Genomic DNA, 24,396 nt, shown 5'->3' on the forward strand with positions numbered 1-24,396 from the left:
ATAGTCCACTATAATCAAAGTGCCACGGAGGTTGCGATGGCAACCATCACGGTGGCGGCCGCCCGGATCGCCGAACGACTCCGACACCACCTGTACCGGTTACACCTGCGATTGGCTCCGCCTCCCGTGTCGATGGTGGAACTGATCTTGGCGACATGGGTGTCGCAGGCAATCCAAGCCGCGGCTGAACTGCGTGTCGCCGATGCGCTTGCGTCAGGACCCCTGTCGCTCGACCATCTGGCACGCCGCGTCGGCGCCGATCCGGACGCGCTCGGCCGGCTACTACGCGCCCTGATCAGTCGTGGCATATTCCGTCAGGATCGCCGTGGCCGCTACGCGTTGAACCCGCTCGCCGAAACCCTGCGATCGGACGCAGACGTATCCATGGCCGCCGCGGCACGCTATTACGGTTCGCCGCAGCACCGAGAACACTGGAGCATGCTGGTCGACTCGATCCGAACGGGTCAGGCGAGCATCCCGCGCCTGCGGGGCAAAGAGTTCTTCGACTACCTGGACGACGAGCCAGAGCTCGCCGAACTCTTCAACGACACCATGACGAACATCTCCGATCTGGCAGTGAAATCCGTCGTCGACGCGTACCCGTTCAGCGGCACCGTCGTCGATGTCGGCGGCGGCTACGGTCGGCTGCTCGCAGCGGTCCTGACGGCCGCCCCCGGCACCCGCGGAGTGCTCTACGACTTGCCGCAGGTGGTTGCGAATGCGCCTGCGCTGCTGCAGAAAACCGGCGTTGCCGACCGCGTGCGTATCGACGGCGGGTCCTTCTTCGAGAGGGTTCCGGCCGACGGGGATATCTATCTGCTGAAGCATGTCATCCACGACTGGCCCGACGAGGACGCGGTGGCCATCCTGCGCAATGTCCGCGCCGCCGCCGGTCCAGACGCCAGGGTCCTGTTGGTGGAAACGGTGATACCCCGCCACGACCGCGACTTCATCGGTAAGTGGGCCGACCTCGAGATGCTGCTCGGCGGGAACGGCCGTGAGCGCGATGCCGACGAGTACCGCGCTCTGCTGCGCCGCAGCGGTTTCGAGTTGACCCGTATCGTGCCGACGGCGTCGCCGTTCAGCCTCGTGGAGGCGCGGGTCGCTCCCCTGGCCGCATGATCAATCGACCTACTGAGCTGTCAGCGCTGCGCGAGCAGGTAACAGCGACGACTGGGATATTCCACGCCGTCGAGGGGCTCTCGTTCCAGCCGCGCCTTCAGGGTGAACCCGGCCGCCACAAGCTGCGCGACCACGTCGTCGGGCTCGAGGAAGTACCCGTCGAGTTCAACGCACTCGCCGAACCAGCTCGTGAGGTGATTGACGGCGCCGACGGCGAACTCGGGGCTATCGACGTGAAAGGCGAGCAATAGCCACCCCCCGGGCCGTACCACGCGGGCGAACTCATGACATGCTGCGGAGCGCTCGGAGGGCGTCAGGTGGATGATCGAATACAGCGACACTGCACCCGCCCAGGCATTGTCTGCAACCGGCAGGTTCAACATCGAACCCACCGTGAAACTCAGGCCGGGGGCATGGCGGCGAGCTATCTCAATCATCGCCGGGGAGAGGTCCAGGCCGATGATCTCTGCGTGTCGATGCGCTAGGAAGCGAGTGATATGCCCAGGGCCACAACCGATATCGCAAATGAGCCCAGAGCCGACCAGATCTGCGAATGCGGTCAGAAGGGCACGGTCCAGGGGTTTGGCCTCCAGTTCGTCGGCGAACTCGGCGTCGTATGCAGCTGCGACCGCGTCATAAGTTGCCCGAATACCGACGGCTGGATTCCCGTCGTCTCCGACTTCACCGGGCATGGCCCGAGACTATCGGTCGGGATACGCGATTGTCGTACGCGGCGACGCTCGCCCCGACGCCTTGCCTCACGCGGCCCAACCACGCAGCCACGAGGCGCACACGAATTAGAACGTGTTCCAGAAACCGCCTCCGCGGTGAGCGCTCCCCTGTTAGCGTGTCGCCCGGCATGGAAGGAATCGGAAGGAAGCCGATCGTGATTCTCGAAAGATTCAGGCTGGACGACAAAGTCGCGGTCGTGACCGGCGCGGGCCGCGGTCTCGGCGCCGCGATGGCCGTCGCGTTCGCGGAAGCCGGTGCGGACGTGGTGATCGCGTCGCGCACGCAGTCGCAACTCGAAGAGGTGGCCGAGCGAGTCGGCGCCACCGGCCGCAAGGCGCACATCGTCGTCGCCGACCTCGCCCACCCCGAGGACACGGCCAAGCTGGCGGGTGCCGCCGTCGAGGCCTTCGGCAAACTAGACATCGTTGTGAACAACGTCGGCGGCACCATGCCCAACGCGCTGCTTGGCACGTCGACGAGGGACCTGCGCGACGCGTTCACGTTCAACGTCTCGACCGCCCACGCGCTCACCGCGGCCGCCGTCCCGCTGATGCTCGAGCATTCCGGCGGCGGCAGCATCATCAACATCACGTCGACGATGGGCCGGTTGGCCGGCCGCGGTTTCGCCGCCTACGGCACGGCCAAGGCGGCGCTCGCGCACTACACCCGACTGGCCGCGCTGGACCTGTGCCCGCGGATCCGGGTCAACGCGATCGCGCCGGGTTCCATCCTCACGTCGGCCCTCGACATCGTCGCGTCGAACGACGAGTTGCGTGAGCCGATGGAGAAGGCGACGCCGATGCGCAGGCTGGGCGAGCCCGAGGACATCGCGGCCGCCGCGGTCTATCTCGCCTCCCCGGCGGGCAGCTTCCTGACCGGCAAGACCCTCGAAGTCGACGGTGGCCTGACGATGCCGAACCTCGACATGCCCATCCCGGATCTGTGAAAGGACAGCAATGCCAATCAAAGTCGCGGCGATCGGCACCGGCAACGTCGGACGGCACGCGCTGACGCAGCTCATCACCGACCCGCAGTACGAACTGACCGCCGTCTGGGTGTCGTCGGACTCCAAGGCAGGCAGGGACGCCGGCGAGCTTGCGGGGCTTGATGTTTCGACGGGCGTGACCGCCACCACCGACCTCGACGAGGTGCTGGCCACCACGCCGCAGTGCGCGGTCTACACCGCACTGGCCGACAACCGGCTGCCCGACGCCCTGGAGGACTACCGGCGCATCCTGGCCGCCGGCGTCAACGTCGTCGGCAGCAGCGCGGTCTTCCTGCAGTACCCGTGGCAGGTGCTGCCCGACGAGCTCGTCAAGCCGATCGAGGAAGCGACCCGGACCGGGCAGTCGAGCCTCTTCGTCAACGGCATCGACCCCGGCTTCGCCAACGACCTGCTGCCGCTGGCGCTGGCGGGCACCTGCCAGAGCATCGACCAGATCCGGTGCATGGAGATCATCAACTACGACACCTACGACAGCGCCGCGGCGATGTTCGACGTCATGGGCTTCGGCAAGCCGCTCGACGAGATCCCGATGCTGCTGCAGCCCGGCGTGTTGAGCCTGGCGTGGGGTTCGGTGGTGCGCCAACTGGCCGCGGGCCTGGGCATCGAACTCGACGAGGTGACCGAAACCTATGTGCGCGATCCCGCGCCCGAGGACTTCGACATCGCGTCGGGCCACATCGCCAAGGGCACCGCCGCCGCGCTGCGCTTCGAGGTGCAGGGCCGAAAGGACGGCAAGGTCGCCGTCGTCCTCGAACACGTCACGCGACTGCGCGACGACCTGCATCCCGACTGGCCGCAGCCGGCGCAGGAGGGCGGCTCGTATCGCATCGAGATCACCGGCGAACCGTCGTACGCCCTCGATCTCTGCCTGAGCAGCCCGAACGGCGATCACAACCACGCCGGACTCGTCGCGACGGCCGCCCGCGTCGTCAACGCGATCCCCGCCGTGGTGGCTGCCGCACCGGGCATCTGCACCACCCTCGACTTACCCCTGATCACCGGAAAAGGGTTGTACGCTGAGCGTTGAGGCGGGGGTTGCCGATCACTAAGGACGTGCCTATGCGGACCACACTTCGTTATCTCGCACCGGTTATCGCGGCGGGTGGCATCGCGGCGGCGCTCGCCGCGGCACCGCTGGCCGGAGCGCAACCTGCGCCGAGTCCGGCGCCGAATCCGACGTTGCCGCAGTGCGTCGACACCGGCGGCGCGGCGGCCATCGGCGGATCCACCACCGAGTGCGCGACGCCCGGAAACGTCTCCATCAACTCCACGCCCGCCCAGCAAGAGTTCGTGGGCCCGTGGGGCGGCATGTGGGAAGGCGACGGCTTCTTCTTCCCGTAGGGGCTCTCCCACAACGTATTTCGGCCGCGACATCAGCTCCATGGCCCAAGGAGGCCAACGATGCGGTCCATCATCCGCTTTTTCACCCCGCTTCTGGCGGCCTGCGGCATCGGGGCAGTCGCCCTGCTGGCGCCGACCGCCTCGGCCGCGCCGCAGTGCACCCAGGTCGGTCCGAACACCACCCAGTGCCAGACCAACGGCAGCGCGCAGATCGTCACCTCACCGCCGGTGATCAACAACTACGGCGGCTGGCCGTACTGGGGGGGAGGCGGCCTGGTCATCAGCCTCGGCGGCTGGTGACCGTCGACCCCGCAGCGGTCAAGCCCGGAGGTTTCGGCTAACCTAACTTTTCTATTCGCTACTCCGGATAGAGGTGGGTTAGGTGATTCCGCGCGACGAGGTGCGATTGCGGCCGAGCTGGGCGCTGCTCGGCCCCGCCTTCGTCGCCGCCATCGCCTACGTCGACCCCGGTAACGTCGCCGCGAACGTCAGCGCCGGCGCGCAGTTCGGGTTCCTGCTGGTATGGGTGATCGTCTCGGCCAACGCGATGGCGTGCCTGGTGCAGTACCTCTCAGCGAAGCTGGGACTGGTCAGCGGGCTGTCCCTGCCCGAGGCGGTCGGTCGGCGGATGCGGCGGCGCAGTCGGCTGGCGTACTGGGCGCAGGCCGAATTGGTGGCCATGGCAACGGATCTCGCCGAGGTCGTCGGCGGCGCGATCGCGCTGTACCTGCTCTTCGACCTGCCGCTGCTCACCGGCGGCGTGATCACCGGCGTCGTGTCGCTGGCGTTGCTGTACGTCAAGGACCGCCGCGGCCAGATGATGTTCGAGCGCGTGATCACCGGCCTGCTGGCGGTCATCGCGCTGGGCTTCCTCACCAGCCTGTTCGTCGGACCGCCACCGGTGGACGACGTCGCCGGTGGGCTGGTCCCGATGTTCGCCGGCGCCGAGAGCGTGCTGCTCGCCGCGGCGATGCTCGGCGCGACCGTCATGCCGCACGCGGTGTACCTGCACTCGGGTCTGGCGCGGGACCGCCACGGCCACCCGGAGCCCGGACCGATTCGGCGGATGCTGTTGCGGGTGACGCGCTGGGACGTCGGCCTCGCGATGGTCGTCGCCGGCGCGGTGAACCTCTCGATGCTGCTGGTCGCCGCGACGAACCTGCAGGGTCAGGACAACACCGACTCCATCGAGGGCGCACACGCCGCGGTGCAGGCCACCCTCGGCCCGACGGTCGCGCTGCTGTTCGCGATCGGCCTGCTCGCATCGGGCCTGGCGTCGTCGTCGGTGGGCGCCTACGCCGGCGCGATGATCATGCAGGGCCTGATCCACCGTGAGATCCCGCTGTTGCTGCGCCGACTGATCACGCTGTTACCCGCGCTGGCGATCCTGGCCCTCGGCCTGGACCCCAGCCGGGCGCTGGTCCTGTCGCAGGTGGTGCTGTCGTTCGGCATCCCGTTCGCGCTGATCCCGCTGATCCGCCTGACCAGCGATCGCGCCCTGATGGGCGACGACACCAACCACCGCATCACGACCGCCCTCGGCTGGGGCGTCGCCACGTTGATTAGTCTGCTCAACGTGGTGCTCATCTATCTGACCGTCACAGGCTGAATGCGGGCCGGACACACCTACTTCGCGTACGGCTCCAACCTGTGCGTGCGACAGATGGCGCTGCGTTGCCCCGACGCGGCGAACCCGCGGCCCGCCACCCTCGCCGACCACGACTGGCTGATCAACGAGCGCGGGGTGGCCACCGTCGAACCGTTCGACGGCTCACAAGTCCACGGGGTCGTATGGGAACTGTCTGACCACGACCTGGCGACGCTGGACAGTGCCGAGGGGGTCCCGGTGCGGTACCGCCGCGACCGGCTCACCGTGCACACCGACGACGGGCCCGCCGAGGCCTGGGTGTACATCGACCACCGCGTCGACCCCGGCCCACCGCGACCCGGATACCTGGAGCGCATCATCGACGGGGCCCTGCACCACGGCCTGCCCCAGCGCTGGGTCGACTTCCTGCGGCGCTGGGATCCCACACACTGGCCCAGCCGCGCCGGGCACACGAATTCAGCTGCACCGCAATCTCTTTCGGAGCTGCTCACACATCCCGGCGTCGCCGAGACCAGCGTGCTGCGGTCCCGATTCGGCTTCCTGGCCATCCACGGCGGCGGGCTGGAGCGGATGACCGACGTGATCGCGCGCCGCGCCGCCGACGCGGCGGGCGCCTCGCTGTACGTGGTGCACCACCCCGACCACTATCCGCATCATCTGGCCTCGGCCCGCTACCGCGCGCAGGAGTCGCAGCGTCTCGCCGAGTTTCTCGACCACGTCGACGTCGCAGTGTCGCTGCACGGCTACGGACGCATCGGGCGCAGCACGCAACTGCTGGCCGGCGGGCGCAACCGCGACCTGGCGCACCACCTGGCCCGGCACCTCGAGGTGCCGGGCTACCAGGTGGTCGCCGACCTCGACGCCATCCCCGCCGAACTGCGCGGCCTGCACCCCGACAACCCGGTCAACCGCGTCCGCCACGGCGGCGCGCAACTGGAACTGTCGCCGCGGGTGCGCGGCATCAGCCCGCGCAGCCAGCTGCCCGGCGACGACGGGCTCACCCCCGCGACGTCGGCGCTCGTGCAGGGTCTGGTCGCCGCAGCGCACTCGTGGTGGTGAAAGGCGTCACCCACCCATCCGGCGGCGCCCGCGCTCCGAATCCCAGATGTGAAAGGCTCGCATCTCTACCGGACCCGGATCACGCACCTGCGGCGCGCCCCGGTTCACCATTACTTCGAGCACCAGGGCTACAGCTGGTACGTCGACATCGACCAGCTACCCGAGGTGCCGCTGTGGCTGCGTCCGTTCGCCCAGTTCGACCCGAACGACCACTTCGAGGGTGCGCCCGAGGACACGCTGCGCCAGCGTATCGACGCCTTCCTGGCCGAGCGCGGCGTCGACCTGAACGGCGGTCGCATCACCGCGCTGCTGCAGGCCCGGGTGCTCGGGTACGTGTTCAACCCGGTGAGCCTGTTCTGGTGCCACGACGCCGCCGGGGTGCTGCGCCACGTCGTGATGGAGATGCACAACACCCGCGGTAAGCGGCACGCCTACCTGTTGCCGCCGGGACCGGACCAGGTCTCGATGACGCAGAAGAAGCTGCGCGTCTCGCCGTTCAACGGGGTCGACGGCTACTACCTGGTGCGGGCGCCCTACCCCGACGACGAGCTGGACGTGACCGTCTCGCTGCACCGCGACAACGAGCCCGCGTTCATCGCGACCCTGCGCGGAACTCGCCGCCCGGCGGGCATCGGCGAGGTGCTGCGTCTGCAGGCCGTCGCTCCGCTCGCACCCCTGATGACCGCGCTCGAGTTCCGCGTCCAGAACCTCACGCTGTGGCTGCGGCACGTCCCGGTGGCCCGACACGCCGAGCGGGTGCACGAAACTCGTTCGCCCGCAGATGCTTTAGTAACCCAGACCGGTGAATCGCGATAACTATGACGCTGCTGTCGCCGGTGGCTAGGCTACCGCTCGTGACAACCGACCTCGAGGAGCTGCTCCGCCAGGTGGCTCGGCAGGACGTCGAGGCGTTCGCCACTCTGTACGACCGGACGCGGACCAGGGTGTACGGCCTGGTGACCAGGGTGCTGCGCGATCCCGGCTACAGCGAGGAAACCACGCAGGACGTCTTCCTGCAGGTGTGGCGGTCCGCGAAGGACTACGACCCCGCCGCGGGCTCGCCCATGGCCTGGCTGATGACGCTCGCGCACCGCCGCGCCGTCGACCGTGTGCGCTCCGAGCAGGCGTCGAGCCAGCGCGAGTCCCGCTACGGCGCCGCCAACGTCGACCTGCCGTCGGACCACGTCGCCGACTCAGTGATCCTGCGCGAGGAGCGCCGTCAGGTGGCCGACTGCCTGGGCTCGCTGACCGATGTGCAGCGGGAGTGCATCCAGCTGGCTTATTACGATGGGCTGACGTACGCCCAAGTGTCCGAACGATTGTCGGCCAATCTCGCGACAATCAAATCGCGGATGCGCGACGGCATCCGCGGCCTCCGCAAGTGCTTGGGGATCGCATGACCGAGCCGTTGAACACCGACCTCGTCGCGTTGGCGACGCCGTACGCGTTGCACGCGATGCCCGAATCCGAACGGGCCGACGTCGACCGCCGCATCGCGGCCGCCGCGCCTGCCGTCGCCCAAGCCTTCGCCGACGAGGTGCGGGCGGTGCGGGAGACCATGGCGGTCCTGTCGGCCGCCACAGCCGCCGAGCCACCGCACGATCTGCGCGATCGGGTGCTCGCCGAGATCGCGGCCGCCCAGCCCGCTACGGCGCCCGTCACCGAGTTGCGCCCGCGGGCCAAGCGCTGGCAGAAGGTGGCGCTGGCGGCCGCCGCGGTGCTCGCGGTCGGCGCAGGCGCTCTCGGCGTCGGACTGGCCATGCGGCCCGCGGCCACCCCGTCGACCGCCGAGGAGATCTTCGCCGCCCCCGACGTGCGGACCGTGTCCGGTGACATCCCCGGCGGCGGCACCGCGACGGTGGTGTTCTCCCGCGAGAAGGACGCCGGTGTGCTGGTGATGAACGGCGTGTCCCCGCCACAGCCCGGCACCGTGTACCAGATGTGGCTGGTCGACGCCGACGGGCCGCATTCGGCGGGCACGATGGACGCCAAGGCGGTCGCGCCGTCGACCACCGCCGTGCTGCCGGATCTCGGCGGCTCCGAGACGCTCGCGTTCACCATCGAACCGCCCGGTGGTTCCGCGCGGCCCAGCGGACAGCCGTTCGCCGCGCTGCCACTGGCTTAGGTCCCCGCCATGGTCGCCACGGTGATCTCGGCGACCACGTCGGACACCTCGTGGCGACGCCGCCACGCCCGTCGCTGCCGGATTGCGCCGTTGCCCTCCCCGCCGACCCGGTGCAGTTCGTCGAGCACGAGGTCGTAGTCGCCGGTCGCCTCCAGTGCCGGCCGGACGTGGTCGACCAGGCGGTCCAGCAGTGCCCGCGCGGGGATGCATTCGTGGCTCTCCAACAGATCGACGGCGTCGCCGTCCAGACCGTCGCGCGCCGACTTCCAGTACGCGGCCTTCAAGGCGTGCGGCGCGAGCGGCGCGACCTGGGCTCCGCGTCGCTCGTCGTCGAGGGCCGTCATCACCGCCGCGCGGGTGAGCGCGGCCAGCAGGACGGTGTCGGCGACCGTGGCCGGCACGTCGGCGACGCGCACTTCCACCGTCGGGAACTTCTTCGACGGGCGGACGTCCCAATAGACCATCCCGTCGTCGAGCATGGCGCCGGCATGGCGCAGCATCGCCACGACGGCGTCGTACTCGTCGGCCGAATCGAAGTGCGGCGGCGGCCCGGCACTCGGCCACCGGGCCCACAGCACGCTGCGCCAGCTGGCATAGCCGGTGTCGGAGTTGCGGTACACCGCGGAGTTCGCGGCCAGCGCCAGCAACGACGGCAGCCAGGGCCGCAGCCGGTTGCTGACCCGGATCGCCGCCTCGCGGCTGGGGATCGCGACGTGCACGTGGCAGCCGCAGATGCCCTGCTCGTGCGCGATCATCCCGAACTTGTCGGCGATCTCCCGGTAACGGGGGGTGTCGGTGATGGGGAACGCGTGCGGCACGGTCGGCGGCAGCCCGGCCGCCAGCAGCAGTGTCCCGCTGGCCTCGGCGGCGCCGGCGGCCACGCGCCGTAGGCGCAGCAGCTGCTCGCGCAGTTCGCGGGTGGTGCCGACGACGTCGCTGGTGGTCTCCACCTGGCACGTCGTGAGCTCGAGCTGCAGCTTGACGCCGCGCTTGGCGGCCTCCTTCGCGACGGCGGCGTTGAGCGCGACGGGTTCACCGCTCGCGGGGTCGGCGAGCAGGAACTCCTCTTCGACGCCGATCGTGGGGTGGGTAGCCATGGTCGGAATATTGATCCGGCCCGTCGGAGTCCTCTCACGACGGGCCGGATCGGCAGCAAGTCCTTCGGTGGTAGGAGCCGGCGGTCTCCCATATGGAGAAGTCGGCGGCAGAGGTATTGCCCAACGCCCGCGCGCGCCAAACCTTTTGCCGGCGATCGTGGCCAATACGATGCGAAGCGTGACGAAAGACTTCCGGTTCGGGGTCGGCCTGCAGGCCGCGCGGCGTCAGCAGTCCGTGCAGGAGTGGGCGCGCCGCGTCGAGGACATGGGCTACGACGTCGTGCACATGGCCGACCACCTGTACACCACCGCACCGTTCCCGATGATGACGGCGCTGGTGCTGGCGACGGAGAGGCTCAAGGTCGGCACGTTCGTGCTCAACGCCGGCTTCTACCGCCCGGCGCTGCTGGCCCGCGACGTCACCTCACTGCGCGATCTGAGCGGCGGACGGTTCGAGCTCGGGCTGGGCGCCGGATACGTCAAGGAGGAGTTCGAGCAGGCCGAACTGCCGTTCCCGTCGGCCGGGCAGCGGGTGGACTGGTTGCGGCACATGACCGAGCACATGGCCGAACACGCCGCCGACGTCCCGATCCTGATCGCCGGCAACGGCGACAAGCTGCTGACCCTGGCGGCGCAGCGGGCCGACATCATCGGCCTCACCGGAGGCGCCCCGATCACGCGCGAATCCGACCCGCTCGCCGACCGCATCGCGTTCGTGGCCCGGGCGGCCGGGGACCGGTTCGACGACCTCGAGCTCAACATCGCCGTGACGGCGATGCCCACCGACGACTCGGGCAGGCCCGACCTGTCGATCACCCGACAGTTCCTGCCGCATCTGTCCGACGACGAGTTGTGCAGCACGCCCGCGGTGCTGTCCGGGTCGACGAAGGAGATCGCCGACACGATCCGCGGCTACCGCGAGACCTACGGCGTCACCTATATCACCGTGCAGCAGCGGCACGCCGAGCCGTTCGCGAAGGTGATCGCCGAACTGCGGTGACGCTCAGCGCAGGCCCGGAACCGGTCCCGAGGGTGCGGGCGGGGGCGTTGCGCAGGCAAGCGGAGTTTGGCCGAGCCAGTTCGTGCCTTGGCCGCGGAACTGCGTGCTCTGGCTACCCTGCGCGTTTCCGTCACGGACATCGCCGCGGAAGTACCAGTTGTTGTTCGGCTTGTCGTGCCACAGGATATTGAAGTCGATGGCTGTCCCGAGGATCCGGCCCGACACCACGTGTCCGGAAACCTGGCCACCGTCGTCGAATCTGACCACGGCCGGGCCGCTGGCGTACTCTCCGTTCGAATTGAACGTCACCGTCCAGTTGTTGCCCCTGGCTCGAAACTCCCCGTTGAAGGCGTACTTGTCGCACCCGGATGCGAACGGGTACGCCTGCGCGGATGGCGAGACCGCGAGGAAACCGATCAGGCCTGTCGCCGTGGCGGCGGCGAACAACCGGTAGTTGCGTTTCATGCTCACTCCTGACATCGGACCCTCAGTAGAAGACGGACGTGTTGGTGCTCGTGCCGTTGTCACACGTGATCGTGCCGGTCCTGGTCTTGAACAACCGGACAGCGGGAACGAACAAGTCGAAGGAGCCGTTGGCGGGCAAGCCGAAGCTGTCTGTGTACCCCTCCGACGAGTACGTGCACTGGGACGCGACACCGCTGCGGTCCGTGACGTGGAACGTGACGCCGGTGAGTCCGGGCTCGCCGGAGACCAACGGTCCCTGTTTGGGAGCGGGCGCCTGTTGGGCCGGTGGCGCGGCGGGTGTGACGTCCTCCCACACCCTCAGGTGTGCCGTATAGGAGCCCGCATTTCCTGTCTTGCAGTCACTCTGGCTGATGATGCGCACGCCCAGGGCGTGTTTTCCGGGAGCGGCGTTGATGGTGAACGCGGGTTGCTCCCAGTTGGGCCCTACAAGGCGGCTCTGCAACCGCTGGCCATCCAGGAAGAATTCGGCTACCGCCTTGGCGCAGTCATTGCCTGGATTGCTCGGGGAGTTGCTGAATTGGACGGTCTGTGAAGCGGTTTCAGCGGCGAAGGGCAGCTGGACCATGTCGCAGTCATTGCCCCCTCGACACTTGGAGATGATGTAGTCACTGAGCAGCATCCGTTGGTCCGCGGCTGCCGGGGTGGCGAACGTGAGCACTCCCACACAGGTCGCGGTCGCGACCACCGCGGTCCGGGCAATGCACTTGCGGGTAGCAGTGGTGCTCATCGGGGCCTCCTCTTGGCGCAGCTAGCCCGGGATCACCCACGCGCTGAACGGATCGAATGGATTGACCTTGTACGCCCCCGGTGGCAACCCGGGAAGCGTCCCGGGCTTCACATATCCGTCGGTGCTGTCGCTGAGGCCCTACAACGGGATGGTGCCGGGTGCGCTGCAATAGACCGCGCCAAGTGTGAAGCCCGCGAGCATGGGGACGTAGCCGGGTTTGTAGGCGTTGCAGAGCTCATTGACGCTGACGACCCGGTCGGCGAGCGCCTGCGGGACGATGGACACGTGCGAGACCTGTCCGCCGACCGCAGCAACGGCCACGCCTGCCGCCAACAACACCCAGGGACGGCGGGCTGCGGTTTTCATCGTGGCCTCCTCCACCAAGGAATGCGTTTCGATGTGCGACTCAGTATCCGACGGCAGCCGCATGCGGACGCGAGTAGTCCACTACGCCACTTTGCCGCCAGTTAGCTCGGCTACTACCTCTGCGTACCTCTGCGTCGTTGTCGCGCACGGTAGCGGTGTCCGCCCGGCCGAGCGTCGCGTGGCCCTCGCTGGGCCCGCTAGACTCACACCCGCCGCGTCGGCAACCTCGGCGCCCTCGTAGCTCAGGGGATAGAGCACGGCTCTCCTAAAGCCGGTGTCGCAGGTTCGAATCCTGCCGGGGGCACGTATTTCGCATCGATCGTGCATCATTGACGCGCGCGTCAGGTAGACTGTGCGATGGTGCGGCGGCCGACGGCCCAAAGCTCGCTGCTGAACTACCCGGGTCACCACCGTCGGCCGCCTACGCCAGCGCACGGTGAAACGTGACCGATCTCAGCGCTGACGCTTTTCGCCGCGTTCCCACATCCACCGGAGCCAAAACGGCGCGGGCGACAATTGCCGGCGAATAGTTGCGGCCCGCCACCGGGAGGTCGTCGGCGGCGGGCCGGCAAGCAAAGAGTAGGACGAGCACACGGGGCGACGAATCCGGCGTTTCGCCACGTTCCGCGCCGCGACTATTCAACGCCAACGTCAATATCGTTGTGTTACTTCTCGTTTCGCGTGTCGATGACGCGCTGGGCGATATCGGTCAGCTTGGTGTTGCTGTCCTGCGACAACTGCTTGAGCATGTCGAACGCGCGGACGTCGTCGACGCCGTAGCGCTCCATGATGATGCCCTTGGCCTGGCCGATGCGATCCCTGGTCGACAGCGCCGACTCCAGTTGTTCGCTCTGCCGGCTGGCCAACAGTGCCGCCGCGGCATGCGCGGCGAGGATCACGCCGATGGTCTCGTCGGCAGCGGTGAAGGCCTTCGGCTTGTACGCGAACAAGTTCAGCGCACCGGCCGTACGTGAGCTGGTGTACAGCTTGAACGACAGGCCGGACAGCACACCCATCTCGACGCAGGCCGCCGCGTACTGGGGCCAGCGCGTCTCTTCCCGGAAGTCGTCGGTGCGCACGATCAGATCATCGACCGCCGCCTGCAGGCAGGGCCCCTCGTCGAATTTCACCTGGAGTTCGTCGAGTCGATGCGGAACATCGGAGGTGCCCGCGAGCGATTCGAACTTCCCTCCCCTGGCCAGCAACAGGACTCCGGCGGTGTCGACGCCGGGGATCAACTCCTGGGCCGTGGCGGTGACGTCTTCGAGGACCTCCTCGACCGTCCGGGGCGCAGCGGCGGACCTGGCCAACTCCGCCATCCGCTGAGCCAAGTCGACGTTCTGCGACTCCGTCATGCCGTGGAGTCTTCCCTATCCCGGCACGCGGTAACCGATTGTTTGCCCTTTCTAAGCAGTGGGCACTGCACTCGGCAGGCGCGCGTGGCGGTCGACCACTACGCGTGCCGAGGTCTCGTCGGTTCAGACCAAGAGCCGGCGGGGCCGACCGTGCCGGTTCGCGACAGTCACTCTCTTAGTTGTAGTAGAGTCCGCGGCATGGCCGATGCCAACGTCTGGATTCTCGGCGGGTACCAGAGCGACTTCGCTCGCAACCTCACCCGCGAGGGCCGCGACGTCGCCGGTCTGACCGCCGAGGTCGTCGAGTGCACCCTGGCGGCGGCCCGGGTCGACGCCGCGGAGGTGGACGTGGTGCACGTCGCGAACGCCTTCGGGGAACTGTTCGCCGCGCAGGCGCATCTGGGCGCCATGCCCGCCACCGTGCACGAGGGGCTGTGGGACGCGCCGGCCACTCGTCACGAGGCCGCCTGCGCATCGGGCGGCGTCGCCGTCCTGGCGGCCATCGCCGATCTGCGCTCCGGTGCATACCGGTCGGCGCTGGTTGTCGGTATCGAACTGGAGAAGACGGTGCCCGGCGACACCGCCGCCCGGTACCTCGGCGCCGCCGCATGGACCGGCCACGAGGGCGCCGACGCGACGTTCATGTGGTCGTACATGTTCGACCGAGTCGCCGACGAGTACGACCGCCGCTACGGTCTCGACGAGGCGCACCTGCGGGCCATCGCCGCGCTGAACTTCGCCAACGCCAAGGCCAACCCCAACGCGCAGACCCGCGGGTGGACCGTGCCCGACCCCCTGACCGACGACGACGCCGTCAACCCGGTGATCGAGGGCCGGTTGCGGCGGTTCGACTGCAGCCAGATGACCGACGGCGGCGCGGGGATCGTGCTGGCGACCGACGAGTTCGTGGCCGAACATCCCGGCATGCGGCCGATCGGGCGCATCGAGGGGTGGGGCCACCGCACGGTGGGCCTGGGCCTGCGGCAGAAACTCGACCGCGCCGCCGACGACCCGTACGTCCTGCCGCATGTGCGACGGGCGGTGCTCGACGCGCTCGACCGGGCGCGCGTACGCCTCGACGACATCGACGGCTTCGAGGTGCACGATTGCTTCACGCCGAGCGAGTACCTCGCGATCGACCACATCGGCCTCACCGGACCCGGCGAATCGTGGAAGGCCGTCGAGAACAACGAGATCGAGATCGGCGGCCGGCTCCCGATCAACCCCAGCGGCGGGTTGATCGGCGGCGGCCATCCCGTCGGCGCCTCCGGCATCCGGATGCTGCTCGACGCGGCCAAACAGGTCAGCGGCGGGGCAGGCGACTACCAGGTCGAGGGCGCAAAAACATTCGGCACGTTGAACTTCGGCGGCAGCACCGCCACCACCGTCAGCTTCGTCGTGCGAGGAGCAGAAGAATGACAGGCGCCAACGTCGAGATCGTCGGCAAGTTCCTCTCGACCCTGCCCGACGACGACCACCCCTACCGCACCGGACCCTGGCGGCCGCAGAACACCGAGTGGGACGCCGACGACCTCAGGCCCGTCGAGGGCGAGATCCCGACCGACCTGGACGGTGTCTATCTGCGCAACACCGAGAACCCGCTGCACCCGGCGCTGAAGTTCTATCACCCGTTCGACGGCGACGGCATGGTGCACATCGTCGGCTTCCGCGACGGTAAGGCGTTCTACCGCAACAGGTTCGTGCGCACCGACGGTCTTTTGGCCGAGAACGACGCGGGCGGGCCGCTGTGGCCGGGCCTGGCCGAGCCCGTGCAGCTCGCCCGGCGCGATTATGGCTGGGGCGCAAGAACGTTGATGAAAGACGCGTCGAGTACCGACGTCGTCGTGCACCGTGGCACCGCGCTGACCAGCTTCTATCAGTGTGGTGACCTGTACCGGGTCGACCCGTACTCCGGCGACACGCTCGGCAAGGAGGACTGGGGCGGCGGGTTCCCCGTCGACTGGGGGGTCTCGGCGCATCCCAAGGTCGACGAGCGCACCGGCGAACTGTTGTTCTTCAGCTACAGCAAGGAGGCGCCGTACCTGCGTTACGGCGTGGTCGACGACCAGAACACCCTGGTGCACCTCACCGACGTGCCGCTGCCGGGCCCGCGACTGCCGCATGACATGGCGTTCACCGAGAACTACGCGATCCTCAACGACTTCCCGATGTTCTGGGATCCCGAACTGCTGAAGGCCGACATCCATCTGCCGGGCTTCCATCCCGACATGCCGTCGCGCTTCGCGGTCCTCCCGCGCCGCGGCGGGGTCACCGACATCCGCTGGTTCGAGGCCGATCCCACCTTCGTGCTGCACTTCACCAACGCCTACGAGGACGGCGACGAGATCGTCCTCGACGGCTTCTTCGAAGGCGACCCCTCGCCCATCGACACCGGCGCAGGCAGCAAGTTGCAGAGGGCATTTCGGTTCCTGGCCCTCGACAGGCTGCAGACCCGGCTGCGACGGTGGCGGTTCAACCTGCGCACCGGTGCGACCACCGAGGAGCAGTTGACCGACACCATCACCGAGTTCGGCATGATCAACGGCGGCCACGCCGGACTCCCCTACCGCTACGCCTATGCCGCGACCGGCAAGCCGGGCTGGTTCCTGTTCGACGGCCTGGTCAGGCACGACCTGCATACCGGCACCGAAGAGCGGTTCGCCTTCCCCGACGGCGTCTACGGCAGCGAGACCGCCATGGCGCCGCGGTCTCATGTCGCCGCAGAAGACGACGGCTACCTGGTCACGCTGACCACCGACATGACCGCCGACGCCTCGTACTGCCTGGTGTTCGACGCCGCCCGGGTCGCCGACGGCCCCGTATGCAAACTGCCTCTGCCCGAGCGGATCTCCAGCGGCACCCACTCGACCTGGGCGGCCGGCTCGGAGCTGCGGCGCTGGCGTCGGACGGACTCCGCGGCGGCTGCCATCGGCCTGTAGGTGGCGTCCACGCAGCCCAACGCCGTCGCCCGCATGCTCGGGATACTGGGCGACGAGTGGACGCTGCTCGTCATCCAGCAGGCGCTGCTGGGCGCACGGCGGTTCGGCGAGTTCAAGGCGCGACTGCCCATCTCGAACTCCGTGCTGACGGCGCGGCTGCGGTCGCTGACCGACGAGGGCCTGTTCGACCGTCGGGAGTACCAACCCAGGCCGGCACGTTTCGAGTACGTCGTCACGGCGCGCGGCAGATCGCTGTGGCCGATGCTGCTGGCGATCTGGGACTGGGAACGTCGCTGGGTGCCCGAGCACGCCGAGGGACTGCCGCGGATGCACCATGCCGTCTGCGGCCGCGACTTCGCACCGCTGGTCACGTGCCGGTCCTGTCGCGTGGTCGTCAGCGAGAAAGACGTTGGCGTGCAATGGGGTCCGAGCGGCTCCTGGCCACGCTCCGTCCCGGCGGCCGCGACCCGCAGGCGCTCGGAGGCCGACCAGCAGGCCTCTGCGGGCGTGTTCCCCCAGACGATGAGCGTGCTGGGGAACCGCTGGGGGTTCGCGTTGCTGGTCGCAGCGTTCGTCGGCATGAGCCGGTTCACCGAGTTCCAGACCGAACTCGGCGCGCCACCGGGGTCGGTCGCGGACCGGCTCGCGATCCTCACCGCCAACGGGGTGTTCGCCGGCGACGGTACGCGGTACCTGCTCACCGAGAAGGGGCGCGCCCTGTTCGGAGTCGTGGTGACCGCCGCACAGTGGGCGCAGCGGTGGTACGAGGCGCCCGAAGGGCCCGCCGTGCTGCTGACCCATTCCGGCCACCCGTTCACCGCCGCGCTGACGTGCGACCAGTGCCACGAGCGCCTGCGCGGAGCAGGCGTCTCAGCCGTCGGAAACGAGTGAAAAAATTCTGGCACTCTCAGATGTCGAGTGCTAACATCGCTGGTGCACAGTGATTTGGCTGCCCGCCAGGGTGGCGGGCCCTGTTCGACGTAGGAGGTGGATTGCTGTGCTTCGCTTTGACCCGTTCAGTGATCTTGACGCTCTGACCCGAGGCCTGCTGACCAGCCAGACCGGATCGAATCGCACACCCCGGTTCATGCCGATGGACCTGTGCAAGATCGACGACCACTACGTGCTGACGGCCGACCTGCCCGGCGTCGACCCCGGCTCGGTGGACGTCAACGTCGACAACGGCACGCTGACCATCTCGGCCCACCGCACACCGCGCTCGGACGACGGCGTGCAGTGGCTGGCCAACGAGAGGTTCTTCGGCACCTACCGTAGGCAGCTGTCCCTCGGCGAAGGCATTGACGCGTCAGCCATTTCGGCGACCTACGAGAACGGTGTCCTCACCGTCACCATCCCACTGGCCGAGCGCGCCAAGCCGCGCAAGATCGACGTCGCCCATGGCGGCGGGCAGCGCTCGATCGAGACGACGACCGTCGAATCCGGCTAGCGGTCAACTGGTTCGGCCGTTGCGGTCCAACCGGAATCGCAGGTTGGACCGCACGGCCGGCCATTCGACGTCGAGGATCGAGTAGACGACGGTGTCGCGGCGCGACCCGTCGTCCAGCAGCTGGTGGCTGCGCAGGATGCCGTCCTGTTTGGCGCCCAGCCGTTCGATCGCCGCGCGGCTGGTGAAGTTGAAGAAGTGCGTGCGGAATTCTGTTGCCACGCAGTTCAACTGATCGAACGCATGGCCGAGCATCAGCAGCTTGGTCTCGGAGTTCACCCCACTGCGCCGTGCGGAAGCCACGTACCAGGTGTAGCCGATCTCGAGGCGCCGGTTGCGCGCGTCGACATTGAGGTAGCTCGACGACCCGATCAGCGCACCGTCGAGACCTCGGACCACGAACGTCAACCCGCGGTCGGGAGCCTGGGCCGCCAATCGGCCGTCGACCCACTGTTCGACGGCATCGGGCGCCGGTGCCGCGGTGAACCAGAGGCGTCCCAACTCCCCGTCGGCCGCTACGGCGGCGATCTCCGAAACATGCTCGCGGCGCAGGGGTTCCAGCGCCACCCACCGCTCACCGGCCAGGCTGACCGGGTCGACGAATCCGCTCATGCCGTTCGCGCGGCCGTCGCCCAGGCGGCCACCATCGTCCAGACCGACGCCAGCACTGCGGCCACCCCCACGGCGGCCCCGAGGTAGAGTCCGTAGCCCGCCGACACCGGTGAGTAGACGTAGAGTCGGTAGTACCACACGGTCAGCACCAACATCAGCACCGAAAGGCCCAGCGCCACAGACGAAGCCAATTTGGGCGAGAGCCCCCGCGCGGCCATCGCCCCCGCGACGATCAGCATCGATGCCAGCAGCACGATCAACTGGCCCACCCCGAACCCGGGTGCCGGCCCGCGCAGTTCGCCCACGACGCCGCCGATCGCGCTGACGCGACCGCCGCCCGCCGTCAGCCACGGCAGCCAGGCACTCACCGAGACGATCGCCCCGCAGAGCGCGACCAGCCATCCCGGATCGAGGCGCGACATGGCTCAAGCCTATCGGGTGTGCCCGGGCGATCCGATCTCTACTGTGGAGTGTCCGACACCGAAAAGGCGGTACACCGATGACCGAACTTCCGGGCTGGGCGCGTCGCCTGGACCTGGCGCCGCACCCCGAGGGCGGCTGGTACCGGGAGACCTGGCGCAGCGACCTGACCGTGCCGCAGTCCGCGTTGCCGCCCGACTACACCGGACCGCGCAGTGCGGGCACGGCCATCCTGTTCCTCCTGATGGCCGGACAGCAGTCGGCCTGGCACACGGTGCGCAGCGCCGAGCTGTGGCTATGGCATTCGGGCAGCCCGCTGCTGCTGGAGGCGGGGGCCGAACAGCACAGTGCCACAACATATCTGCTCGGCGCGGATATCCTCGCCGGCGAGCAGCCGCAGTTCGTGGTGCCGCCCGGTCACTGGCAGCGCGCCCGGCCCCGCGACGACGCGCCGAGCCTGGTCAGCTGCGTGGTGGTGCCCGGCTTCGACTTCGCCGACTTCGCGCTGGCCGCCTCTACCGACTGAGCAACTCGACGGCCGCCGACACCAGCGCCGCGTTGTCCGGCGCGGCGGAGCCGTCCGGCAATCGCAGCGTGTCCTCCAACCCGATGCGGGTCTGCACACCGCGGACGCCGGCGTGTCGCAGCAGCGGCCAACAGCTTTCGTCGAGGCCGTGCAGCAGCACGGGCGCCGGCGAGCCCGCGGCGTGCACCCGGGCCAGGAGGTCGTCGGCGGTCGCGGTGTCACCGTCGGCCTGCAACTCGACCATCACGCGCAGGCAGTGCTCGGCGATCTCCGAGGCCGCCCACGATTCGGCGGCTTCGGCGTCGAAAACGCCGGCCTCGACGCCCACACCCCTGTCGAGCAACACCTTGGCCAGCTCTTCCGCACCCGGCTCGTGCCAGTTCACCGATGCGAAGTCGGGCAGCACCCGCCACCCCTCGACGGCGCGGCGACGTTCGCGTTCGTCCGGCAGCGCCCAGTAGCCCGTCGTCACCCCGAGCGGCAGCCCCGGCAGGGCGTGGCGCACGGCCGAGACCGCGGCGTCGACCGCATCGGGTTGCAGCGAGTCCACGCCGTCGGCGGTCTTGGGATGCATGTGCACGGCCTGCGCCCCGGCCTGATGGGCTCCTATCGCGGCGGCGGCCAACTGCTGTGGGGTGACCGGGAGGCCGGGGTGCTGATCAGGGGTACGGGCGCCGTTGATGCACGCCTTGACGTAGATCCTCGCGGCCATGGGCCAATCATCGCAGCTACCGGCCAGCGCGCAGCCTGTCCAGCCGCCGGCGGTCCCGCTTCGTCGGCCTGCCCGCACCGCGCTCGCGCGCGGCGACGGGGATCACCTCCGTCGGTGCCGATCTCGGCGTCCGATCGAGAAAGCACGTCACCGCATCGGCCGCACCCACCCGCTTCTGGATCACCCGCACCACTTCGACGACGCGCGTGGTCTGGCCGACCCGGGCCCGCACCTCGTCGCCGGGCGACACCATGGTGGCCGGCTTGGCGGGGCGGCCGTTGACCCGCACGTGTCCGCCCCGGCATGCCTCGGCCGCATCCGGCCGGGTCTTCACCAACCGGACCGACCACAGCCATCGGTCCACCCGGGTCGACTCCACGCCATCGATCATGCACCCGAACACGTACCTTATTGTGACCTTATCTATGTCTTATTTTTCTTAAAAATTGGTGTACGGTGGGTTGCGGATCGCACGCGGCGCGACGGAAGGAATCCGACATGCACCAAGCACCTGAACGGATCGTCCTGGTCACCGGCGGCTCGAGGGGTGTCGGCGCGGAGGTCGCGCGACTCCTCGCCAACGACGACACCCACGTCATCGTCAGCTACCGCGAGAGGTCCGACCGCGCGGAATCGACCGCGCAGGCCATCCGTGACGCGGGCGGCCACGCGTCGACGTTCCGCGCCGACATCTCCGACGAACCCGAGTCTCGGGCGATGATCGACGCCATCGCGGCCCGCTTCGGGCGGTTGGACGCCTTGATCCTCACCGCATCGGGCGGTCTGCGACAGGGCGCCGACCCCGGTTACGCGATGCGGGTCAATCGCGATGCCCAACGGCACCTCGCGCTGATGGCCGTACCGCTGATGCCGGCCGGCGGCCACATCGTCTTCGTCACCAGCCACCAGGCCCATTTCTTCCCCGACAAGGCCGTGCCGAAGGGCTGCACCGCCGTTGCCGCGAGCAAGCGGGCCGGCGAAACCGCGCTGTACGCAATGCGTTCGGAGTTCGACCGGGCCGGTGTCCATTTCACCGTCGTCTCCGGCGACATGACCGACGGCACCTTCCCCGCAGCGGTGGTAAGCGCGGCCAACACCGCGAACCCGTCGCGCATCGTCTTCGTCGGCCGGGCCGACTATCTGATGACCGCCTAGCTCTTACGGCGAGGGATTTCTTAGTAGCCTTTGCGGGCATGCAGGGCCACATCATCGTGTGCGGCGGCGATGCGCTGGCTGTGCGCATCGCCGAGGAGTTGACCCACGCGGGCATGACGGTGGTGACGCTGCGGTCGGCCGACGAGCTCATGGCGGCGGGCGTGACCGAGGCGGAGTCGATCGTCTGCGTCGACGACGACGACGCGGTCAACCTCGAAGTCGCGTTGCTCGCGCGCCAGGCGAACCCGACGACCCGGGTGGTCGCCAGGGTCGCCAACACGGTCATCCGGCAGGCGATGGCCGAGAACAACGGCCCGGGCGCGATACTCGACGTCGCCGACCTGGCCGCGCCGTCGGTCGTCGAGGCGTGCCTCACCAGAACCACGCACACGATCCTCGGAGTGGACGGCATCGAGTTCGTCGTCTCGGGCACCGAGGCGTCGCGCGACGCCACGCTGCGCGAGCTTTACGGCGATCTGGCTCCCGTGGCCGTCATCGGCGGCGAGAACTCCGATACTCCGGGCGCGGTGACCACGTGTCCCGGCCGCGACCTCGAGGTGCGTCGCGGCGACTGGACGGCGATGATCGGGACGCTGGACGAGCTGGCCGCGCAGCACATCGACGTGCCGACAGCGTTGCCCAGCACGCACGTGCACCGCAATGTCTTCGTCCGGATGCTGGACTCGGTGCGGGCCTTCCGCGACGACGTCAACCCCACGTTCTACCGGGCGCTCGCGGCGGCGGGCGCCCTGCTGCTCGGCTCGAGCGTGATCCTGCGCTTCACCTACCAGCACCCCGGGATGGACTGGATCGACGCGCTGTACTTCTCAACCGAGACGATCGCCACGGTCGGTTACGGCGATTTCAATTTTCTCGAGCAGCCGACCTGGTTGCGGCTGTGGGGCATCGTGATGATGTTCGCGGGGCTCTTCACCACCGCGATCGTGATTGCGTTCATCGCCGACGTCCTGCTGTCGCGCCGGCTGGGACGCTCGACGAGCCGGCATAAGATCGGCCACCTGCGCAGGCACTTCGTCATCGTCGGGCTCGGGTCCTTCGGCGTCAGGGTGGCGAGCATGCTGAAAGCGGCGGGCCATGACGTCGCCGTAGTGGAACTCAACGAGGAGAACCGCTACCTCGCCGCGATTGCCGAGCAACGGATCCCGGTGATCTTCGGCGACGCCACGCTGCGCCAGACGTTGGAGTCGGCGCACGTGCGGGCGGCCCGCGCCGTCGCCGTGATGACCGACGACGACATGGTCAACATCGAGACCGGCATCGTGCTGCGGGAGGTGCTCGGCTCGGCCGAGGACGTCCCGATCGTCATGCGGGTCTTCGACCGCGCCCTCGGCGACGCCGTCGGACAGCGCTTCGGCTTCGACCTGGTCCGCTCCACGGTGGACCTCGCGACGCCGTGGTTCATCGGCGCGGCGATGGGACTGCAGGTGCTCAGCACGTTCTCCGTCGGGCAACACTCCTTCATGGTCGGCGTCGCGCGGGTCGACGCGGGGAGTGAACTCGACGGCGTGACGACGGCGGATCTGCCGCTCGAAACGCGGGTCATCGGGATCACCCGCGACCACGGGCGGCCCACCCTGTACCCGAGCCGCGACGTGCTCATCACCGCGGGCGACAGCGTCTACCTCGTCGGCCCATACCGCGAGGCGCTCGGCACCCTGCGCATGGGACAGGGTGCCGGGCGGCCCGGGTCTAGTCGTCCAGCGACGTCAGGTTGAAGCCCGCGCCCGTGCAGTCCGCGACCGCGGCGAGCCGGCCGTACGGCGTGTCCTCCGCACCGCGAAGGACGCTGCCGCCGTTGTCGAGCACCAGCTGCACGGTCTTGTCGACGTCGTCGGCACCGAGGAAAAAGGACCAGTTCGACGGCGCACCCTCGGCCAAGTCGCGGGAGCCGTCCATCAGGCCCAGTAGGGCCTTGCCGTCGAAATTAGCTGTGCTGTAACGGAACTCGTCGGTATCGGACACCGTTTCGAGCTGCCAGCCGAACACCTGGCGGTAGAAGTCGCGCGCCTTGGCGTAGTCGCCGGTGGTGAGCTGGAAGTAGACCGGCGCCCCGTGCTCGTCGACCACCTCGAACCCACGGTGCCCGGTCGGCTGCCACAGCCCGAAGAACGCACCGGCCGGGTCGGACAGCATGCCCATGAAGCCCTTGTCCTTGACCTCCATCGGCTCCGGCGGGCTCGTGCACGAAAAGGCGCCCGCCGCCATCGCCTTGTCCAGCGTGGCCGCCATGTCGGCGGTGTGCAGGTAGGTGGTCCAACCGTCCGGGCTGTTCCACTGCGGGTCGTTGTGCATCAGGCCGGCGACGGGTCTGCCGCCGGAGAAGGCGTTGAGGTAGCCGCCGTACTCGGGGCCGGCGGACTCGAACGTCCAGCCGAACACCGCGCCGTAGAAGGCCTGCGAGCGCTCGAGGTCGGAGGACGCGAGGTCGATCCAGATCGGTGCGCCCACAGGGGCGGAATTGCGGACGGGCACGACGGTCTCCTTCGTCAGGTGGGGGTCGGTCACCGAGGCAGACCGGCGTCGCCGGCAAAACTCATCGCAC

The 24,396-nt window shown here is 68.6% G+C and carries 29 protein-coding genes and 1 tRNA gene; 19 read left to right on the top strand and 11 right to left on the bottom strand.

Annotated elements, in window-relative coordinates; genetic code table 11:
• Nucleotides 1-36 precede the first annotated feature (36 nt).
• Nucleotides 37-1,122 carry a methyltransferase gene (locus ABGB19_RS06815; RefSeq protein WP_347685118.1) on the top strand — a complete coding sequence of 362 codons (1,086 nt, stop codon included), beginning with the start codon at nt 37-39 and terminating at the stop codon, nt 1,120-1,122.
• 20 nt (nt 1,123-1,142) lie between these two features.
• Here the strand turns inward: ABGB19_RS06815 and ABGB19_RS06820 are convergent, their stop codons facing one another.
• Entirely contained in the window at nt 1,143-1,814 is a 672-nt protein-coding gene (locus ABGB19_RS06820) for a class I SAM-dependent methyltransferase (protein WP_347685119.1), read from the bottom strand.
• A 194-nt stretch (nt 1,815-2,008) separates the two neighbouring features.
• On the opposite strand from ABGB19_RS06820, the gene ABGB19_RS06825 reads away from it, so the two are divergent.
• The 9 genes from ABGB19_RS06825 to ABGB19_RS06865 all read left to right on the top strand — a co-directional run bounded on the left by ABGB19_RS06825 (nt 2,009) and on the right by ABGB19_RS06865 (nt 8,994).
• Nucleotides 2,009-2,800, top strand: a complete 792-nt coding sequence (locus ABGB19_RS06825; protein ID WP_347685120.1) for an SDR family oxidoreductase — start codon at nt 2,009-2,011, stop codon at nt 2,798-2,800.
• Nucleotides 2,801-2,810: 10 nt separating this feature from the next.
• The gene (locus ABGB19_RS06830; protein ID WP_347685121.1) at nt 2,811-3,887 is read left to right on the top strand and encodes a diacylglycerol kinase; all 1,077 of its coding nucleotides are present in this window, start codon (nt 2,811-2,813) and stop codon (nt 3,885-3,887) included.
• Between the two features lie 32 nt (nt 3,888-3,919).
• Nucleotides 3,920-4,201 carry a hypothetical protein gene (locus ABGB19_RS06835; RefSeq protein WP_347685122.1) on the top strand — a complete coding sequence of 94 codons (282 nt, stop codon included), beginning with the start codon at nt 3,920-3,922 and terminating at the stop codon, nt 4,199-4,201.
• 60 nt (nt 4,202-4,261) lie between these two features.
• On the top strand, nt 4,262-4,501 hold the full coding sequence (locus ABGB19_RS06840) for a hypothetical protein (protein WP_347685123.1): 240 nt from the start codon (nt 4,262-4,264) through the stop codon (nt 4,499-4,501).
• An 82-nt stretch (nt 4,502-4,583) separates the two neighbouring features.
• Complete coding sequence (locus ABGB19_RS06845; RefSeq protein ID WP_347685124.1) at nt 4,584-5,810, top strand: Nramp family divalent metal transporter; 1,227 nt, start codon at nt 4,584-4,586, stop codon at nt 5,808-5,810.
• Nucleotides 5,811-6,869, top strand: coding sequence for a poly-gamma-glutamate hydrolase family protein (locus ABGB19_RS06850; protein ID WP_347685125.1), 1,059 nt, complete (start codon nt 5,811-5,813; stop codon nt 6,867-6,869).
• A 48-nt stretch (nt 6,870-6,917) separates the two neighbouring features.
• Nucleotides 6,918-7,685, top strand: a complete 768-nt coding sequence (locus tag ABGB19_RS06855; RefSeq protein ID WP_347685126.1) for a DUF1365 family protein — start codon at nt 6,918-6,920, stop codon at nt 7,683-7,685.
• A gap of 2 nt (nt 7,686-7,687) precedes the next feature.
• The gene (locus ABGB19_RS06860; RefSeq protein ID WP_347685127.1) at nt 7,688-8,269 is read left to right on the top strand and encodes a sigma-70 family RNA polymerase sigma factor; all 582 of its coding nucleotides are present in this window, start codon (nt 7,688-7,690) and stop codon (nt 8,267-8,269) included.
• The gene (locus ABGB19_RS06865) at nt 8,266-8,994 is read left to right on the top strand and encodes an anti-sigma factor (RefSeq protein WP_347685128.1); all 729 of its coding nucleotides are present in this window, start codon (nt 8,266-8,268) and stop codon (nt 8,992-8,994) included. The genes ABGB19_RS06860 and ABGB19_RS06865 overlap by 4 nt, the downstream gene beginning before the upstream one ends.
• Here the strand turns inward: ABGB19_RS06865 and ABGB19_RS06870 are convergent.
• Complete coding sequence (locus tag ABGB19_RS06870; RefSeq protein ID WP_347685129.1) at nt 8,991-10,091, bottom strand: glutamate--cysteine ligase; 1,101 nt, start codon at nt 10,089-10,091, stop codon at nt 8,991-8,993. The genes ABGB19_RS06865 and ABGB19_RS06870 overlap by 4 nt on opposite strands.
• A 178-nt stretch (nt 10,092-10,269) precedes the next feature.
• On the opposite strand from ABGB19_RS06870, the gene ABGB19_RS06875 reads away from it, so the two are divergent.
• On the top strand, nt 10,270-11,091 hold the full coding sequence (locus tag ABGB19_RS06875; protein WP_347685130.1) for a TIGR03621 family F420-dependent LLM class oxidoreductase: 822 nt from the start codon (nt 10,270-10,272) through the stop codon (nt 11,089-11,091).
• Nucleotides 11,092-11,094: 3 nt separating this feature from the next.
• Here the strand turns inward: ABGB19_RS06875 and ABGB19_RS06880 are convergent, their stop codons facing one another.
• From ABGB19_RS06880 to ABGB19_RS06890, 3 genes are all read right to left on the bottom strand, one after another.
• Nucleotides 11,095-11,556: a hypothetical protein gene (locus ABGB19_RS06880; RefSeq protein WP_347685131.1), complete on the bottom strand. Its 462-nt coding sequence runs from the start codon at nt 11,554-11,556 to the stop codon at nt 11,095-11,097.
• A 22-nt stretch (nt 11,557-11,578) separates the two neighbouring features.
• Nucleotides 11,579-12,304, bottom strand: a complete 726-nt coding sequence (locus ABGB19_RS06885) for a hypothetical protein (protein ID WP_347685132.1) — start codon at nt 12,302-12,304, stop codon at nt 11,579-11,581.
• Nucleotides 12,305-12,442: 138 nt separating this feature from the next.
• Nucleotides 12,443-12,670, bottom strand: a complete 228-nt coding sequence (locus tag ABGB19_RS06890) for a hypothetical protein (RefSeq protein WP_347685133.1) — start codon at nt 12,668-12,670, stop codon at nt 12,443-12,445.
• Nucleotides 12,671-12,901: 231 nt separating this feature from the next.
• On the opposite strand from ABGB19_RS06890, the gene ABGB19_RS06895 reads away from it, so the two are divergent.
• Nucleotides 12,902-12,974, top strand: a tRNA-Arg gene (locus ABGB19_RS06895).
• Nucleotides 12,975-13,335: 361 nt separating this feature from the next.
• On the opposite strand, the gene ABGB19_RS06900 is transcribed toward ABGB19_RS06895, so the two are convergent.
• Nucleotides 13,336-14,025, bottom strand: a complete 690-nt coding sequence (locus ABGB19_RS06900) for a GAF and ANTAR domain-containing protein (RefSeq protein ID WP_347685134.1) — start codon at nt 14,023-14,025, stop codon at nt 13,336-13,338.
• Nucleotides 14,026-14,223: 198 nt separating this feature from the next.
• On the opposite strand from ABGB19_RS06900, the gene ABGB19_RS06905 reads away from it, so the two are divergent.
• From ABGB19_RS06905 to ABGB19_RS06920, 4 genes are all read left to right on the top strand, one after another.
• Nucleotides 14,224-15,444, top strand: coding sequence for an acetyl-CoA acetyltransferase (locus ABGB19_RS06905; RefSeq protein ID WP_347685135.1), 1,221 nt, complete (start codon nt 14,224-14,226; stop codon nt 15,442-15,444).
• Complete coding sequence (locus tag ABGB19_RS06910; protein WP_347685136.1) at nt 15,441-16,964, top strand: carotenoid oxygenase family protein; 1,524 nt, start codon at nt 15,441-15,443, stop codon at nt 16,962-16,964. Before ABGB19_RS06905 ends, ABGB19_RS06910 begins: the two co-directional genes overlap by 4 nt.
• Before the next feature lie 33 nt (nt 16,965-16,997).
• Nucleotides 16,998-17,855 carry a winged helix-turn-helix transcriptional regulator gene (locus ABGB19_RS06915; RefSeq protein ID WP_347685650.1) on the top strand — a complete coding sequence of 286 codons (858 nt, stop codon included), beginning with the start codon at nt 16,998-17,000 and terminating at the stop codon, nt 17,853-17,855.
• 106 nt (nt 17,856-17,961) lie between these two features.
• The gene (locus ABGB19_RS06920; RefSeq protein WP_347685137.1) at nt 17,962-18,411 is read left to right on the top strand and encodes an Hsp20/alpha crystallin family protein; all 450 of its coding nucleotides are present in this window, start codon (nt 17,962-17,964) and stop codon (nt 18,409-18,411) included.
• A gap of 3 nt (nt 18,412-18,414) precedes the next feature.
• Here ABGB19_RS06920 and ABGB19_RS06925 read toward each other — a convergent pair whose 3' ends face one another.
• The gene (locus ABGB19_RS06925; RefSeq protein ID WP_347685138.1) at nt 18,415-19,020 is read right to left on the bottom strand and encodes a GNAT family N-acetyltransferase; all 606 of its coding nucleotides are present in this window, start codon (nt 19,018-19,020) and stop codon (nt 18,415-18,417) included.
• Entirely contained in the window at nt 19,017-19,442 is a 426-nt protein-coding gene (locus ABGB19_RS06930; protein ID WP_347685139.1) for a hypothetical protein, read from the bottom strand. The genes ABGB19_RS06925 and ABGB19_RS06930 overlap by 4 nt, the downstream gene beginning before the upstream one ends.
• A 77-nt stretch (nt 19,443-19,519) precedes the next feature.
• Here ABGB19_RS06930 and ABGB19_RS06935 point away from each other — a divergent pair, with 77 nt between their 5' ends.
• A complete protein-coding gene (locus ABGB19_RS06935) occupies nt 19,520-19,966 on the top strand; it encodes a cupin domain-containing protein (RefSeq protein ID WP_347685140.1) in 447 nt (148 codons plus the stop codon).
• Here the strand turns inward: ABGB19_RS06935 and ABGB19_RS06940 are convergent.
• Both ABGB19_RS06940 and ABGB19_RS06945 read right to left on the bottom strand, forming a co-directional pair.
• Complete coding sequence (locus ABGB19_RS06940) at nt 19,956-20,678, bottom strand: 3-keto-5-aminohexanoate cleavage protein (RefSeq protein ID WP_347685141.1); 723 nt, start codon at nt 20,676-20,678, stop codon at nt 19,956-19,958. The two genes, ABGB19_RS06935 and ABGB19_RS06940, sit on opposite strands and share 11 nt — an antisense overlap.
• Nucleotides 20,679-20,694: 16 nt before the next feature.
• A complete protein-coding gene (locus ABGB19_RS06945; protein WP_347685142.1) occupies nt 20,695-21,069 on the bottom strand; it encodes a S4 domain-containing protein in 375 nt (124 codons plus the stop codon).
• A 107-nt stretch (nt 21,070-21,176) separates the two neighbouring features.
• Between ABGB19_RS06945 and ABGB19_RS06950 the strand changes: the two genes are divergently transcribed.
• Entirely contained in the window at nt 21,177-21,833 is a 657-nt protein-coding gene (locus ABGB19_RS06950) for an SDR family oxidoreductase (protein WP_347685143.1), read from the top strand.
• A gap of 38 nt (nt 21,834-21,871) precedes the next feature.
• Nucleotides 21,872-23,569, top strand: a complete 1,698-nt coding sequence (locus ABGB19_RS06955; RefSeq protein WP_347685144.1) for an NAD-binding protein — start codon at nt 21,872-21,874, stop codon at nt 23,567-23,569.
• On the opposite strand, the gene ABGB19_RS06960 is transcribed toward ABGB19_RS06955, so the two are convergent.
• The gene (locus tag ABGB19_RS06960; RefSeq protein WP_347685651.1) at nt 23,544-24,326 is read right to left on the bottom strand and encodes a VOC family protein; all 783 of its coding nucleotides are present in this window, start codon (nt 24,324-24,326) and stop codon (nt 23,544-23,546) included. The two genes, ABGB19_RS06955 and ABGB19_RS06960, sit on opposite strands and share 26 nt — an antisense overlap.
• Nucleotides 24,327-24,396: the final 70 nt, after the last annotated feature.

This window comes from Mycobacterium sp. B14F4, assembly GCF_039871645.1.
In the GTDB taxonomy this organism is placed as follows: domain Bacteria; phylum Actinomycetota; class Actinomycetes; order Mycobacteriales; family Mycobacteriaceae; genus Mycobacterium.

Coding starts and splice junctions, on each gene's coding strand:
- ABGB19_RS06950 (WP_347685143.1), top strand. CDS start 21,177: ATGCACCAAGCACCTGAACGGATCGTCCTGGTCACCGGCGGCTCGAGG.
- ABGB19_RS06955 (WP_347685144.1), top strand. CDS start 21,872: ATGCAGGGCCACATCATCGTGTGCGGCGGCGATGCGCTGGCTGTGCGC.
- ABGB19_RS06815 (WP_347685118.1), top strand. CDS start 37: ATGGCAACCATCACGGTGGCGGCCGCCCGGATCGCCGAACGACTCCGA.
- ABGB19_RS06880 (WP_347685131.1), bottom strand. CDS start 11,556: ATGAAACGCAACTACCGGTTGTTCGCCGCCGCCACGGCGACAGGCCTG.
- ABGB19_RS06900 (WP_347685134.1), bottom strand. CDS start 14,025: ATGACGGAGTCGCAGAACGTCGACTTGGCTCAGCGGATGGCGGAGTTG.
- ABGB19_RS06860 (WP_347685127.1), top strand. CDS start 7,688: ATGACGCTGCTGTCGCCGGTGGCTAGGCTACCGCTCGTGACAACCGAC.
- ABGB19_RS06885 (WP_347685132.1), bottom strand. CDS start 12,304: ATGAGCACCACTGCTACCCGCAAGTGCATTGCCCGGACCGCGGTGGTC.
- ABGB19_RS06865 (WP_347685128.1), top strand. CDS start 8,266: ATGACCGAGCCGTTGAACACCGACCTCGTCGCGTTGGCGACGCCGTAC.
- ABGB19_RS06935 (WP_347685140.1), top strand. CDS start 19,520: ATGACCGAACTTCCGGGCTGGGCGCGTCGCCTGGACCTGGCGCCGCAC.
- ABGB19_RS06940 (WP_347685141.1), bottom strand. CDS start 20,678: ATGGCCGCGAGGATCTACGTCAAGGCGTGCATCAACGGCGCCCGTACC.
- ABGB19_RS06930 (WP_347685139.1), bottom strand. CDS start 19,442: ATGTCGCGCCTCGATCCGGGATGGCTGGTCGCGCTCTGCGGGGCGATC.
- ABGB19_RS06850 (WP_347685125.1), top strand. CDS start 5,811: ATGCGGGCCGGACACACCTACTTCGCGTACGGCTCCAACCTGTGCGTG.
- ABGB19_RS06925 (WP_347685138.1), bottom strand. CDS start 19,020: ATGAGCGGATTCGTCGACCCGGTCAGCCTGGCCGGTGAGCGGTGGGTG.
- ABGB19_RS06905 (WP_347685135.1), top strand. CDS start 14,224: ATGGCCGATGCCAACGTCTGGATTCTCGGCGGGTACCAGAGCGACTTC.
- ABGB19_RS06910 (WP_347685136.1), top strand. CDS start 15,441: ATGACAGGCGCCAACGTCGAGATCGTCGGCAAGTTCCTCTCGACCCTG.
- ABGB19_RS06820 (WP_347685119.1), bottom strand. CDS start 1,814: ATGCCCGGTGAAGTCGGAGACGACGGGAATCCAGCCGTCGGTATTCGG.
- ABGB19_RS06840 (WP_347685123.1), top strand. CDS start 4,262: ATGCGGTCCATCATCCGCTTTTTCACCCCGCTTCTGGCGGCCTGCGGC.
- ABGB19_RS06870 (WP_347685129.1), bottom strand. CDS start 10,091: ATGGCTACCCACCCCACGATCGGCGTCGAAGAGGAGTTCCTGCTCGCC.
- ABGB19_RS06915 (WP_347685650.1), top strand. CDS start 16,998: ATGCTCGGGATACTGGGCGACGAGTGGACGCTGCTCGTCATCCAGCAG.
- ABGB19_RS06835 (WP_347685122.1), top strand. CDS start 3,920: ATGCGGACCACACTTCGTTATCTCGCACCGGTTATCGCGGCGGGTGGC.
- ABGB19_RS06830 (WP_347685121.1), top strand. CDS start 2,811: ATGCCAATCAAAGTCGCGGCGATCGGCACCGGCAACGTCGGACGGCAC.
- ABGB19_RS06890 (WP_347685133.1), bottom strand. CDS start 12,670: ATGAAAACCGCAGCCCGCCGTCCCTGGGTGTTGTTGGCGGCAGGCGTG.
- ABGB19_RS06945 (WP_347685142.1), bottom strand. CDS start 21,069: ATGATCGATGGCGTGGAGTCGACCCGGGTGGACCGATGGCTGTGGTCG.